Annotated in this window: 9 protein-coding genes; 4 read left to right on the top strand and 5 right to left on the bottom strand. The window is 71.2% G+C overall.

What is annotated here, in order from left to right:
- Window positions 1-17: 17 nt before the first annotated feature.
- Together IPJ59_RS12130 and IPJ59_RS12125 are read left to right on the top strand one after the other, a co-directional pair.
- Window positions 18-1,139, top strand: coding sequence for a hypothetical protein (locus IPJ59_RS12130; RefSeq protein WP_293271684.1), 1,122 nt, complete (start codon window positions 18-20; stop codon window positions 1,137-1,139).
- Window positions 1,140-1,149: 10 nt separating this feature from the next.
- Window positions 1,150-1,764 (top strand): 2OG-Fe(II) oxygenase family protein, encoded by a 615-nt coding sequence (locus tag IPJ59_RS12125; RefSeq protein WP_293255751.1) that lies wholly within the window; start codon window positions 1,150-1,152, stop codon window positions 1,762-1,764.
- Window positions 1,765-1,837: 73 nt separating this feature from the next.
- Here the strand turns inward: IPJ59_RS12125 and IPJ59_RS12120 are convergent, their stop codons facing one another.
- Together IPJ59_RS12120 and IPJ59_RS12115 are read right to left on the bottom strand one after the other, a co-directional pair.
- Window positions 1,838-4,660, bottom strand: coding sequence for an HD domain-containing phosphohydrolase (locus IPJ59_RS12120; protein ID WP_293271682.1), 2,823 nt, complete (start codon window positions 4,658-4,660; stop codon window positions 1,838-1,840).
- Window positions 4,657-7,896 carry a PilZ domain-containing protein gene (locus tag IPJ59_RS12115; protein WP_293271680.1) on the bottom strand — a complete coding sequence of 1,080 codons (3,240 nt, stop codon included), beginning with the start codon at window positions 7,894-7,896 and terminating at the stop codon, window positions 4,657-4,659. Before IPJ59_RS12115 ends, IPJ59_RS12120 begins: the two co-directional genes overlap by 4 nt.
- 542 nt (window positions 7,897-8,438) lie before the next feature.
- Here IPJ59_RS12115 and IPJ59_RS12110 point away from each other — a divergent pair.
- Entirely contained in the window at window positions 8,439-8,927 is a 489-nt protein-coding gene (locus tag IPJ59_RS12110; protein ID WP_293271678.1) for a hypothetical protein, read from the top strand.
- 73 nt (window positions 8,928-9,000) lie between these two features.
- On the opposite strand, the gene IPJ59_RS12105 is transcribed toward IPJ59_RS12110, so the two are convergent.
- The gene (locus IPJ59_RS12105) at window positions 9,001-9,999 is read right to left on the bottom strand and encodes a prenyltransferase (RefSeq protein ID WP_293255763.1); all 999 of its coding nucleotides are present in this window, start codon (window positions 9,997-9,999) and stop codon (window positions 9,001-9,003) included.
- Between the two features lie 138 nt (window positions 10,000-10,137).
- Here IPJ59_RS12105 and IPJ59_RS12100 point away from each other — a divergent pair, with 138 nt between their 5' ends.
- Complete coding sequence (locus IPJ59_RS12100; protein ID WP_293271676.1) at window positions 10,138-10,893, top strand: hypothetical protein; 756 nt, start codon at window positions 10,138-10,140, stop codon at window positions 10,891-10,893.
- Between the two features lie 77 nt (window positions 10,894-10,970).
- Here the strand turns inward: IPJ59_RS12100 and IPJ59_RS12095 are convergent, their stop codons facing one another.
- Window positions 10,971-11,747: an SDR family NAD(P)-dependent oxidoreductase gene (locus tag IPJ59_RS12095; RefSeq protein WP_293271674.1), complete on the bottom strand. Its 777-nt coding sequence runs from the start codon at window positions 11,745-11,747 to the stop codon at window positions 10,971-10,973.
- Window positions 11,748-11,820: 73 nt separating this feature from the next.
- Entirely contained in the window at window positions 11,821-12,810 is a 990-nt protein-coding gene (locus IPJ59_RS12090) for a penicillin-insensitive murein endopeptidase (protein WP_293271672.1), read from the bottom strand.
- Between the last annotated feature and the right edge of the window lie 226 nt (window positions 12,811-13,036).

Raw genomic sequence — 13,036 nt, 5'->3', positions numbered from 1 at the left:
TGGCTAGCTGGCAGGCCATGCATCCACGGGCGATGGTCGAGGGTTTCGCGGTTACGGAGGTTGCGGCGGGTCTGGTGTTGCGGCACCCGCAGCGAGAGCCGGTCCAGCTGGTCGGCGTCGCCGCGGCGGTGTGGTTGCACGCCGACGGGCTGCGGTCGGTCGATGACCTGGCGGTGCTCGTCGGGGCCCCGGTCGACGCGGTGTGGCGGGCGCTCGACGAGCTCGCGGACGCGGAGCTGATGGTCGCCCGGGTGGCGCCGCCGGCCGCGAGTCGCGGGCTGTCGCGGCGCGAGGTGCTGTCGCTGGCGGCGGCCGGGGCGGTGACGGCGGGGCTGGCCCCGCTCGGCGCGGCGGCGGCGGGCGAGCAGAAGGGTCAGGTGCAGGCGGAGCAGCTGTTCAAGGCGAGCGAGCAGGCGCGGGCTGACGAGCAGAAGGTGAAGGAGGGGGCGGCCCAGCAGGCGCAGGCGGAGCGGCAGGCCAAGGTGCAGCAGCACGAGCTCGCGGCGCGGGAGCGTGAGGCCGAGCAGCAGCAGAAGGTCGCCGCGCAGGAGCAGGAGCACAAGACGCCGATGCAGCGCGAGCAGCAGGCGAAGGTGCAGACGCAGCAGCAGCAGCAGCAGCGGAATGAGCAGACCAGCAAGATGGAGCAGCACAACAAGCTGGAGGCGCGGCCCGTGCAGGAGCAGGAGGAGAAGGGGAGCGCGATGAAGGAGAAGCAGAAAAAGAAGGACCTGGCGCCGCAGGAGCAGGAGGACAAGGCGAGCGCGGTGCAGAGGCAGGAGCAGGACGTCAAGGCGGGGCCGGCGAAGGAGCAGGAGGAGAAGGCGAGCGCGGTGCAGAAGCAGGAGCAGGCCAAGAAGTCGCCGGGGGCGAGCGAGCAGGACGAGAAGGCGAGCGCGGTGCAGAAGCAGGAGCAGGACGTGAAGGCGGGGCCGCAGAAGGAGCAGGCGCAGAAGGCGAACGTGCAGAAGCAAGAGCAGGAGTCGAAGGCCAGCGCGGTGCAGAAGCAGGAGCAGCAGGTGAAGGCGGGGCCGCAGAAGCAGGAGCAGGACGGCAAGGCGAGCGCGAAGGAGCAGGGGCAGAAGGTGAGTGCCGAGGAGCAGGCGCAGAAGGTGGCGCAGAAGCCCGGCAGCGAGTGAGTCGCGGTTGATGCCGGTGGGTGAGTCGGCGGGGCTGATGCCGATGGGCGAGTTGTCGGGGTTGCTGTCGCTGCGCGGGTCGCCGCGGTTGTGGCTCGCGGAGGGGCTGGTGGCGCCGGCGGAGGTCGAGAGGTTGCTGGCGCTGGCCGGGGATGCTGCGTGGCGGGCGGCGCGGGGGGTCGCGAGTCGGCACGACCGCACCGGTTTTTCGTGCGAGCTCCCGATCGCGGGCGACCCGCTGATCGCCGCGGTGGCAGGGCGGATCGAGGCGACGGTCGGGCTGCGCAACGAGGTCGGGGGGACGCTGCGCTTTCGTCGCTACGCGGTCGGCGAGGGGCATCCGCCGCACCTCGACACCTACGAGTTCGCGGGGCTGCATCTGGTCGCTACGGCGATGCTCTGTCTGGTGGGGCCGGAGCTCGGCGGCGAGACCTGCTTCCCGCGGGCGCGGCCACCGGCGACGATCGGGCTGCGCGCGGGGCAGCTGCTGCACTGGTACAACTACACGCCGGAGGGCGCGGAGGATCGGGCTTCGTGGCACCTCGGGCTGTCGGTGCTGCGCGGGGCGAAGGTGACGCTGACCGCGTTCATCTACGCGGCGATCGAGCGGGCGTGCGGGGTGTGAGGCGCGTGCGTCGGCGTTGCATGAACACGTGGCGGGTGTGGGGCGCCGTCAGGCGCAGCGGTGGTCGGCGGTGTCACTCGTGCACGTGGTAGGTCTCGCCGCACTCGCTGACGCGGGGGCTGGCGCGGTTCTCGTGCGGGACCATGCGGGACTTGAGCGGGCGCAGGTAGGGCGGGAGCTCGAGCTGGCGCCAGACCGACATCATGGCCTCGACGACCTCGGGGTCGAACTGGGTGCCGCCCAGGCGTGCGACCTTCTCGGCGGCGACCTGGGGCTCCATGCCGGCGCGGTAGATGCGGTCGGAGACCATGGCGTCCCAGCAGTCGGCGACGCTGACGACGCGGACGCTCTGGGGGATGTCGACGGAGGCGAGGCGGTCGGGGTAGCCGGTGCCGTCCCAGCGCTCGTGGTGGTGGAGGGCGAAGCGGCGCAGCTCGGCGAGCTCGGGCGACTTCTCGAGGATCTGGCCGCCGAAGATCGTGTGCTGGCGGATGATCTCGATCTCGTCGAGGGTGAGGGCGCCGGGCTTGTTGAGGACGCGGTCGGGGATGCCGATCTTGCCGACGTCGTGGAGGAGGGCGCCGAGCTCGATGGTGCGGACCATCGGGCGCGGCAGCTTCAGCTGTTCGGCGATGCGGACGGAGAAGAAGCTGACGCGCTCGGAGTGGCCGCCGGTGTAGGTGTCCTTGGCGTCGATGGCGGCGACCAGGGTGCGCACGGTGTCGACGAAGAGGCCGTGGACGCGGCCCTCGAGGGTGTTCTTGTCGGCCTCTAGCTCCTCGTTGAGCCGGGTCATGTAGCTCTCGTAGTGCTGGTGGCGCAGGAGGTTGTCGACGCGGGCCTTGAGCTCCTCGGGGAGGAAGGGCTTGATCAGGTAGTCGCTGGCGCCGCGTCGCAGGCCGCGGACGCGGTCGTGGCCGTCGGCGCGGGCGGTGAGGAGGAGGACGGGGAGGCGGGCGGTCTCGGGGTCCTCGCGCAGGCGCTCGACCAGCTGGAAGCCGCTCATCTTGGGCATCATGACGTCGGAGATGACGAGGTCGGGGCGCTCGTCGTGGACCTTCTGGAGGCCCTCCTCGCCGTTGCTGGCGGTGATGATGTCGTGCACCGGGGCGAGCAGGCGGGCGATGAGGCGGACGATCTCCGGGTGGTCGTCGATGACGAGGATGCGCGAGCGCTGGACGCGGGCCTGGGGCAGGTGTTCGCCGAGCAGCGGCGTTGCGTCGGGGATGCGGCCGTCGTCGAAGTTGCCCGCCTGCGTCGGTGATAGCGGCGGGCCGACGACGTCGACGCGGCGGGGCTCGGGCTGCAGCAGATCCTCGGTGACGAGGATCTTCTGCGAGGGCTCGGAGAACTGCAGGACCGGGGCGAGGATGCTGGCCCCAGCGGCCATGTCGACGCCCATGTCGACGGCCAGGTCGCTGCGGAGGTCGGGCCCGGTGCTGATGCTGGTGTCCATGCCGGCGTCCATACCAGCCTCCATGCCGGCCAACTCGGTGGGGTCGAGCGGGCTGCGCGGGAGGGTGACGGTCATGGTGGTGCCCTGGCCCTGGGCGCTGGTGACGGCGATGCCGCCGTCGTGGCGATTGACGATCGTCTTGACGAGGGCGAGGCCGATGCCGGTGCCCTCGAAGGCGCGGGTCGAGGTGGCGTCGCCCTGGTAGAAGGGGGTGAAGAGCTTGGCCTGGACCTCGGGGCTCATGCCGATGCCGGTGTCGACGACCTTGAGGGTGACGGCGAGGTCGTCGCCGCCGAGGGTGACGCTGATGCGGCCGCCGAACGGGGTGAACTTGACGGCGTTGGAGATCAGGTTGCGGACGACCTTGCCGAGCTCGCGGGCGCTGCCGCGGGCGATCAGCGGCTCGGCGGGCGGCTCCCACTCGAGGGTGAGCATGCGCTGGCGGGCGGTCGGCTTGAATGATCGGACGTGCTCGTCGACGACGGCGCGGAGGTCGACGGGGTCGCGCTGGGTCGGCTGGTCGCGCGAGCCGTACTTGGAGTAGTCGAGCAGGTCGTTGATGAGGTCGTAGAGCTGGCGCGAGGCGCTGTGCATGTCCTCGAAGACGCCGCGCAGCTCGCCGCGGGCGTTGCCGGCGAGCAGGCCCTCGAGCGGGGTGAGGATGCAGGTCAGCGGGGTGCGCAGCTCGTGGGAGATGTTGTCGAGGAACTGGGACTTGCTGCGGTAGGCGTCCTCGATCTCGCGGTTCTTCTCCGAGATCTCGAGGTAGCTCTGCTTGACGCGCTCGTTGACGAGGCGGAGCTCCTCGGAGGCCCGCTCCTGCTCCCAGGCGGCGTCGAAGGCCTGGCGGCGCAGGCGGTGGTTGATGAAGGCGCCGATGACGACGACGGCGGCGGTGACGATGAGGAAGATGCTGTTGGCGACGAAGACGTTCCAGTTCCAGTCGGCCAGCGGGGTGGGATCGAGGAACTGCAGGAAGACGATGAAGCTGAGGTAGATGGCCAGGGCGGCGCCGGCGAGCGAGGCGGGGCCGACCGGGACCAGCACGCCGATCGCGACCAGCGTGAGGCTCATGCCGGCGTAGTAGTAGCTCTCGTGGCCCATGTAGAGGGCGCTCATCAGGGCGATTACGCCGCCGGTGGAGGCGGCGCCGAGCATGGCGATGAACTCGACGTGGGGGGCCAGGCGCGGGTGCTGGCTGACGCGCAGCAGGGCGAAGAGCAGGGCGCAGATGCCGGCTCGCAGCGCGAAGAAGGTGTACATCAGGCCGGCCTGCGCGACGGTCGTGGCGTCGAGGATCGCGAAGCCGAGGATGAGGGCGATGCTGAGGTAGGTGGCGCGCTGGTAGCCGGCCCGGATCTCGCCGCGGAGCTTGCGCGTGAAGGCCTCGTCCCGGGGCAGGGGCGCGGCGAGCAAGCTGAGATCCGGGGCCTGGCTCATCGCAGTCCGACGGTGATGTGGGCCTGGGCCGGCTCGCCGAAGGCGAGGTGGCTCTCGACGCGGCGGAAGCCGGCGCGCTCGCAGAGGTTGCACATCTCCTCGCGCGAGAAGAAGGCGAACTGGCCCTCCTCGGCGAGCATGAACAGGAAGGCGGCGGCGCTGAGGAAGTGGCGCATCTCGCCCGCGAAGGTGGCGCGGTCCATGCCGGGCGGGAGCGGCAGGGCGGGGTCGGTCTCGATGCGTCGCAGCAGTCGCTGGTAGATCTTGCTCATGTCGGTGTCGGGCAGCATCGACGACATGACGATGCGGCCGCCGGGGCGGAGCACGCGGTGGAACTCGCGGAGCAGCTCGAGCGGGTTGCTGAGGTAGCTGAGGACCAGGCTGCAGTTGATGCGGTCGAGGCTAGCGTCGGCGAAGGGGAGTCGCTCGACGTTGTCGCTGGTCTTGAGGGTGAGGCGGCTGAGCTTGAGGTCGCTGGCGAGCAGCGCCTCGCCGCGGTCGACGCGGCTGCGGCCGTCGCGGGTGAGGTCGTCGGCGCTCCAGCGGCCGCGCAGCCAGCGGGTGAGGCGGTTGGTGTCGAGGATGACCTCCTGCTCGTCGGCGGGGAAGTTGGCGCGGACGTAGGCGAGGTCCTGCTTGTCGAGCTCGCGGCCGCGGACGATGTCGTGGAGGCGCCAGTCTTCGTGGGCGCGCCAGGTGTCGATCGAGTAGTCGCTGAGGCCGCGGATGATGCCCTTGAGGGCGTCGTAGCCGAACAGCTCGCCGGCGACGAAGCGACGCAGGGTGCGCAGCGGGGAGATGTCGAGGTTGACGAGGTGGCGCGAGACGGCGGGGAGCGAGAGGTCGCGCTCCTGGGCGAGGGCGTGGAGCTTGCGCTCGGCGTTGTCGAGGGCGTCGGGGACGAAGTCGACGAGCGCGAGGCGGGCGCAGATCGGTCGGGTCTTGTGGCCGCGGCGGCGCAGCAGGCGGGCGGCGAAGTTGCCGGTGCCGCAGCCCATGTCGGCGATGACGTGCTCGGGGCGGAGGTCGAGCAGCTCGGCCTCGCGGTCGAGGAAGGCGAGGTAGTCGTCGGAGGCGTTCAGGACGTCGTAGCCGACCTTGTGCTCGGCGTTGCCGAGCAGGTACTCCTGCCAGTAGGAGCGGCGGTCGGGGAGCGGGCTCTTGGGCACGCGGCGCCACTCGGCCTGGCGCACGCGGACCAGCTCGCGGGGGTCGGGGATCGCGGGCTCGAGGTCCTCGTGCAGCAGCTGTTTGCCGATGCAGCGGACGATCTGGGAGAACAGGGTGAAGGCCTCGAAGGAGGTCAGCGGGAGGTGGCCGATGTCGAGCTCGATGAGCTCGCGCGGGGCGCTGGCGGGGACGGCGATGAACTCGCGGATCGTGGCCGGGTCGATCCAGGCGTCGTGGCGGCCGAGGAACCATGTGACGGGGATCGGGATCGCGGCGATCTCTCGCTTGGCGTCGCCGACGAAGGCGAGGCCGTTGCGGATGAGGTCGTCGGCGTAGGGGTCGCCGTCGAGGGAGATGCCGAGGATCGAGGCGGGGCCGATGTGGCGGCCGCTGGCGCGCTGGGCCACGTAGTCGATGCCGCCGGAGGCGTTGCGGATCATCTCCTGGGCGGCGACGGCACCGTTGACGCCGATCAGGTAGTGGAGGCGCTTGCCCTGGTCGATGAAGGCGGCGCGGCGGCCCGGCACGCCCTGCAGGCTGAAGCAGCACAGCACGACCTCGCTGGGCGAGAAGATCGGGTTGTTGTAGACGTAGTCGATCGCGGTGTTGATGTCGTCGACGGCCTGCGAGAGGGTCGAGCGCATCGCCTCGCGGCCGGGCTCGCGACAGTCGGGGTCCTTGTAGCTCTCGCCGATGTTGCGCACGCCGTCGAAGCGGAGCACGACGACGTCGCGGCGGGCCTTGGCGAAGGACTCGACCAGGATCTGGGCGAGCACGCTGGTCGACTCTTTGCGCTTGCCGTGGGCGGGCGGGATGATGATGACGGGCGCGTGCAGGCGCCGGCCGGCGCGCGGGGTGGTGTTGATGAGGGCGACGACATCCTCGCGCCGCTTGTTGGGCATGCGCACGACCTCGACGCCGTTGCCGGAGGCGAGCGAGGCGGTGGTCGGGCCGCGGCGCGGGACCAGGCGGCCGATCAGGAGGCCCATCTTCTCGACGAAGCTGGCGGAGCGCTTCTCGCCGGCGGCGCGCGGGCGGGCGCCCTTGGCGAAGGCGTCGTCGGTGATCCCGAAGTCGATGCCGACGCGGAGGTGGTCGATGTTGCCGGCGGCGTCGTTGACCGGGGTGATGTGCATGACCTGCGCCGACTTGCGGCGCTCGCCGTCGCCGCGGGCGCCGAGGATCGCGACCTCGCGCAGCGGCGTGCCGGGGAGGAAGTAGGGGGCGTCGCGCTCGAGCTTGAAGGCGAGGCCGGTGCTCGAGATGTCGAGCACCTCGCAGCGCAGCTTGCGGCCCGGCGGGTAGGGCACGGGGATCGCTACGTACATCTCCTCGGCCGTGGGGGCGCGCCTGGGGGCGCGGCGCAGCTCGAACACGGTGAGGGTGGTGGGGACCTCGAGGCTGACGCGCTCGCCGCTGCGGCCGCGGACGGCGGCGTGGGCGTGGGCGTTGAAGGAGCCGCGGGTGAGGGTGAGGTGGACGTGGTCGCCGGGCTCGGGCCTGCGGGCGGCGGGGTCGCGGAGGAGGACGACGACCTCGCGGTGGTCGGCGGCGACCAGCTGGATGTCGACGAGCTCGCCGACGTCGCGCTGGAACAGGTTGCCGGGGACGGGGCCCTCGCGCTCGATCATCTGGCGCATCGCGGCGGCGACGGACTCGACGGAGTGCACGACCTGGACGTTGCGAGGATCGACGGGGCGCGGGTCGCCCTCCATGATCTCGGCGATCTCGGCGAGCAGGCGGGCGAGCACGAAGCGGTGGATCTGCTCGCTGGCGGTCTCCTGGACGCCCTTCCATTGCACGGCGAGGCCGATGCCCTGGGGCGCGAGGGTGGTGACGCGGACGACCTCGGCGGGGAGCTCGATCGGCGGCTCGCTGATGCCGAGGCGGAGGTGGATCAGGCGCGGCGGGTGGACCTGGGTCTCCGGCAGGGCGACGAAGGCGCCGCCGTCGGACACGTTGAGGACGCGGCCCTCGCCGAGGCCGGCGACGGCGCAGGACAGCGTGCACGTGACGCGGGGATAGGCGCGGCGATCCCCCGGTCGACCGAGAGCTTGAAGGTTCACGATCCTCTCCTTGGATGAAGTCTCGCCGGGCCTGACAGCGACGCGGCGAGCGAGGATGGTAACACCGGTGTGCCGTGCTCCGTGGCGATCGTCGGGGCCGGCGCGATCCTGTGCGCGCGCAAGGGCGCCTGCTCGCAGCGGGGCGCAGCGGGGCGCAGCGGCCTGGGAGCGGCCTGGGAGCGGCGCCCGGTCGGGTGGTGGCGGGATGTCTCAAGGGACAGATCGGACGAGCTGGCGAAGTGCCCACGAGGTGCCCACGAGGTGCCCGCGACGCAGGCTGATCCACGGTGGGTTTTGGCATGTGGGCTGGGGTGAGCCCTGCCGCAGCACATGATGTCGCCGCGAGGTCCGGTGACGATCGTCGCAGGTCGCCGCGGCGGTGGCGGTGGCGTTGCGGTGATGGATCGACGATCGGCTCCCGCCGGGCCTTGAGCCGAGATAACGGCGTTTATCTGGCGGTTACGCGGGAATGGCGAATTTCGTGCCCTGGCTCGGTGGCTGTGGCATAAGATGGGCCTCGAACCAGGATTGAGGCCTCTCCCATGCTCCGTACTTTCGCCGTCCTCGCCCTCGCCACCACCGCCCTCAGTGCCGCCGCCTGCAAGAACCAGGGCTCGAGCGCCCCTGGCGGCTGTGAAGCCGGGTATGTCATGACCCAGGGCAATGTCTGCGTGATGCAGAACATCGTCGATTACAACCAGTGTGTGGAGAGCGCGGCGGCCCGGGAGAGCATCAATGTCGGGCTGACCAAGGAGATCCTCGGGCGCTTGCAGCTGGTGTGGGTCGAGCCGGGGATCGGGCCGACCCCGGAGGCGCGGGCCAAGGCCGCGAAGTTCATCGAGTTGAACCCGGGCTCGTGCCGCGAGCTCGAGGTCGTGTGGGGCTGCTATCAGGTCGCCAACAAGGTGCAGGAGGACGCCAGCTCGGCGCCGATCTGCACGCCGAGCACCGGCTCGGCCGCGCCTGCGCCTGCGCCTGCGCCTGCTGCGGTCGCTCCGGCGGCCGAGGCCGCGCCCGCGCCGAACCCCTGAGCGCGTGCGAGTGAAGTCGTGAAGGCGGTCGACCGGGTGGTCGACCGCCTTTGTGCGTTGGTCTTGTGGGGACTCAGGTGCCGAGGACGAGCGTGGCGAGCAGTCCGACCAGGAAGAGCAGGCCGAACACGCGGTTGTGGCGGAAGGCGTAGGCGACCAGGTAGGTCGGCCAGATGTGGGCGGGGAAGCGCTCGGGGCGGGTCTTGGGGCGCGGGCGCAGGAACACGGCGATGGTGTCGCGCAGGCTGGGGAGGGCGAGCAGGACCAGCAGGAGCGGCCAGCCGAGGGCGCCGCGGGCGACCAGGCCGACGGTGAGGAGCAGCTGGGTGACCAGCATGGCGATGACGACGAGGCGCGCGAGCGGCTCGCCGAGCAGGACCGGGAGGGTGCGGATGCCCTTGGCGCGGTCGGCCTCGAGCTTGTCGGTGTGCTTGCCGAACAGCACGGCGGTCGGGCCGAAGGCGTAGGCCAGCGAGATCCAGGTGACGCTCGGGTCGTAGTGGCCGCCGCTGACCACGAAGTAGGTGCCGCCGACCATGAGCGGGCCCCAGACCAGCAGGACCGCGGGTTCGCCGAGGCCGATGTACTTGAGCGGCCAGGTGTAGAACAGCACGAAGAACACGCCGGCGGCGAGCAGGCTGAGGGTGACGCCGCCTGTCTCGAGGACCAGGTAGATGCCGGCGGCGAGGGCGACGGCGCCGGAGAAGGCGGCGTAGCGGAGCACCTGGGCGATGCTGAGGAGGCCGTGCTCGAGCGGCTGGGGGCCGTACTGGGCGCGGAAGTAGTTGTCCTTGTCGACGCCCTTGAGGTGGTCGGTGAGGTCGTTGAGGAGGTTGTTGGTGGCGTGGGCGAACACGAGCCCGAGCAGGCAGGCGAGGAAGCGGGGGCCGGAGAACACGCCGTCACGCAGGGCGAGCAGGCCGCCGATGCCGGCGGACACGGCGGTCATGACGAACACGGCCGCGCGGGTGGCGATGAGCCAGCGGCTGACGAGGTCGAGTCGGGCCCACTCGTCCTTGCTGACCCGCGGGATCACCCGCAGGGCGCGGGACCACATGCGAAGGTTGAGCATCGCGGGACGCTCGCACGGGACCCGGGGATCGGCAAGGCCGGGCGACGGTTGCGAAGGCGGCGGTTGGGGCCGGTTGGGGCCGGCGAGACCCGGCGAAAGATCGCCGGGGCGGCGCGTGGGGGCAGTTACACTGGGCCGATGATCGTGGCGACGCGGTGGCTGGGGTGGGTCTCGCTGGGGTTCGCGCTGGGCTGTCAGAACGGTGATGACGCGAGCACGGGCGAGGCCACGGCGAGCGTGGCGAGCACTGGCGGGAGCACCGGCGGTGACGAGACGACGACGCCGACCGGCGGGGTGATGACGACCACCGTGGACACCGCGGAGCCGGTGGTCTGCGACACGCCGGAGGGCTGCACCGCGATGGCGGAGGGCGACCTCGCGGACGTGACGATGCCGTTCTTTCGCGGGACCTTCTGTGTCAGCGACGCGGTGAAGCCGGGCGACAAGCTGGCGATCTCGGTGACGACCTGCGCGCACCCGTGCCTGACGCTGGCGAAGTACGCGTTCAAGTGGGCCAACCGCTGCGACGCGGACGGCTGCGAGGCGGCGCTGGCGTTCTATCACCCGGGGGTCACGGGCGCGGCGTGTCCGGCGGATGTGTTCGGCGAGTTCGACCCGGCGGCGTGCGTGCTGGCGGGGCCGTACACGCTGGGCATCCAGCCGCCGGCGATGGAGGGGCAGGGCTCGCTGCTGCTGCCGTTCCTGACCAACGCGGACGCGGCGGCGATCGCCGGCGGTGAGGAGGGTGCGGCGCTGTGGGCCCGGGTCGACGCGCACGCGCAGGCGGCTCCGCGGCGGATCGCGATCAGCTACGCGGCGGGCAACCAGAGCGCGCCCGCCAGCTGCGGCGAGGGCGTGGCGGGTTGTACGTGCAGCAGCGTGGGGCTCGAGTAGGTTCGCGGAGGGCTACCAGGCGGCGGTGAGGCCGCCCTGCAGGATGTCCCTCGGGCCAGGTTCGTGCTCGAGCAGGGCTACCAGGCGGCGGCGGTGGTGAGGCCGCCGTCGACCACGATGGTCTGGCCGGTGAGGAAGTGGGCGCCGCTCGAGGCGAGGAAGGCGGCGAGGCCGGCGATGTCGTCGGGGGCGCCGATGCGGCCGAGCGGGGTGCTGCGCTCGAGGCGGGCGAGCAGCTCGGGGTTTTCCCACAGGGCTTTGGCGAAGTCGGTCTTGATGAGGCCGGGGGCGATGGCGTTGACGCGGATGTTGGCGGGGCCGAGCTCGACGGCGAGGCCGCGGACCAGCTGCATGTCGGCGGCCTTGGAGATGTTGTAGGCGCCGAGGAAGGCGTCGCCGCGCAGGCCGCCGATGCTCGAGACGAGGATGATGCTGCCGCCCTGGCGGTCGCGCATGCCGGGGGCGACGAGGCGCGCCAGCCAGAGGTTGGCGAGCACGTTGTTGTGCATGATCTTGGTGAAGACCTCGTCGGGCACCCCGGTGATCGGGCCGAAGTAGGGGTTGCTGGCGGCGTTGCAGACCAGGGTGTCGACGCGGCCCCAGGTCTGGAGGGTGAAGTCGACGAGGTGCTCGACCTGGGCCCGCTCGGAGATGTTGCAGGGGACGACGATCGCCTGGCCGCCAGCGTCGCGGATGCCGGCGCCGACGGCCTCGCAGGCCTCGCGCTTGCGGCTCGAGATGACGACGCGGGCGCCGGCGCGGGCCATGGTCTCGGCGATGGCGCGGCCGATGCCGCGGCTCGAGCCGGTGATGATCGCTACCTGGTCGCGGAGGTCGATGAGCGGTGCGGACACGGCGGCGACGATGCCCGGCCGGGGCGGCGCGGGCAAGCCGGGGCGGGTGCCCGCGAAGACAGTTGAGCCCGTGCTAGTGGCCGCGGGCGCGGCAGCGGGGGTTGCCGGGCTCGCACTGGAAGCGGACGTGCATGTGGTTGTGGTGGCCCTTCCAGTGCTGCAAGGTGGCGTGCGGGCTCTGCTCGGTGCGAGGATATTCGAAGAGGGCGGCGAGCTCGGCCTCGGGCAGGCTCTTGGCGGCCTCGGCGTGGAGCAGCTTCTGCAGCTTCTTGCTGATGTAGATGGTCTGGACCTTGCCGGACGCGAGGATCTCCTGGATGAGGTACCAGTTCTTCTCGGCGTCGAAGTTGCTCTCGTGCATGAAGCGCCAGCGGTCCTCGCCATCGTCATCGCCGCGGAAGACGTAGCCGATGTCGACGTCGCGGCCGGAGCGGTGCGAGGCGTGGGGGGAGATGCGGCCGCCGGTGCGCTTGGCGAGCTCGCCGACGCGGATCTTCGGGCCGTCGGGGAAGTGCTCGCCGTAGGACTCGAAGGCCTCGACCAGCGAGGTCACGGTGGTGTGGGTGCCCCAGGCCCGGCGCCGGACCGGGCGCAGGCGCCAGGCGTCGCCCTCGGGCAGGGGCATGGCGTTGCGCAGCTTGCCTCGGTTCGGCGAGCCGATCGACTGCGGAGGGTTCGCGGGGTCGTGCTGGTAGACCTTGAGGCGGGTGCCCTCGGCGAGGGTGGTGGCCGGGTCGAGCTCCGGGTTCAGGGCGGCGAGGTCGCTGAACTTGAGGCCCCACTCGGTCGCCTGCTGCTGCGGGGTCTTGGGTTCGCGGGCGGTCCAGAACACCTCGGCGAGGACCGGGGTTGTCTCCGCCGTGGTGGCCATCGTGGTGGTCCGGTGCTGGGCGGTGAGGGTGGGCAGGGCGGCGGCGTTGGGCTCGAAGTGCATCGCCTGGACCGGGAGGTCCGGGTGGTCGATGAGGTGGAGCCCGCCCAACCGCTGGCCCGGTTCGCCGGGGTCGCAGGCGAGGCCGAGGAGGGCGCCGAGGGCCAGCGAGAGCCGTGCAAGGCGTTGCACGTGGGAGCTTCGGGTTGTTGCGGTTGTCGAGTCGCGCATGTGCCTGCTTCTCCTGGACCGGGGTTTATCGGAGCCGTGGTTGGTAGGAATGCGCGATTTTCACATCACGCGGGAGAATCTCACGGTAGGCGGTGGGCGGGGTGGGGCGCAACCACTAGATCGCGGGGCTGGGCAAATTTTGTGCAGAACGTGGATATGGAGGCGCTGTGGGGCAAGGGAGCACAAG

Source organism: Nannocystis sp., assembly GCF_016714285.1.
Classification (GTDB): domain Bacteria; phylum Myxococcota_A; class Polyangia; order Nannocystales; family Nannocystaceae; genus Nannocystis.
This window is presented reverse-complemented; position numbering and strand designations above follow the sequence as displayed.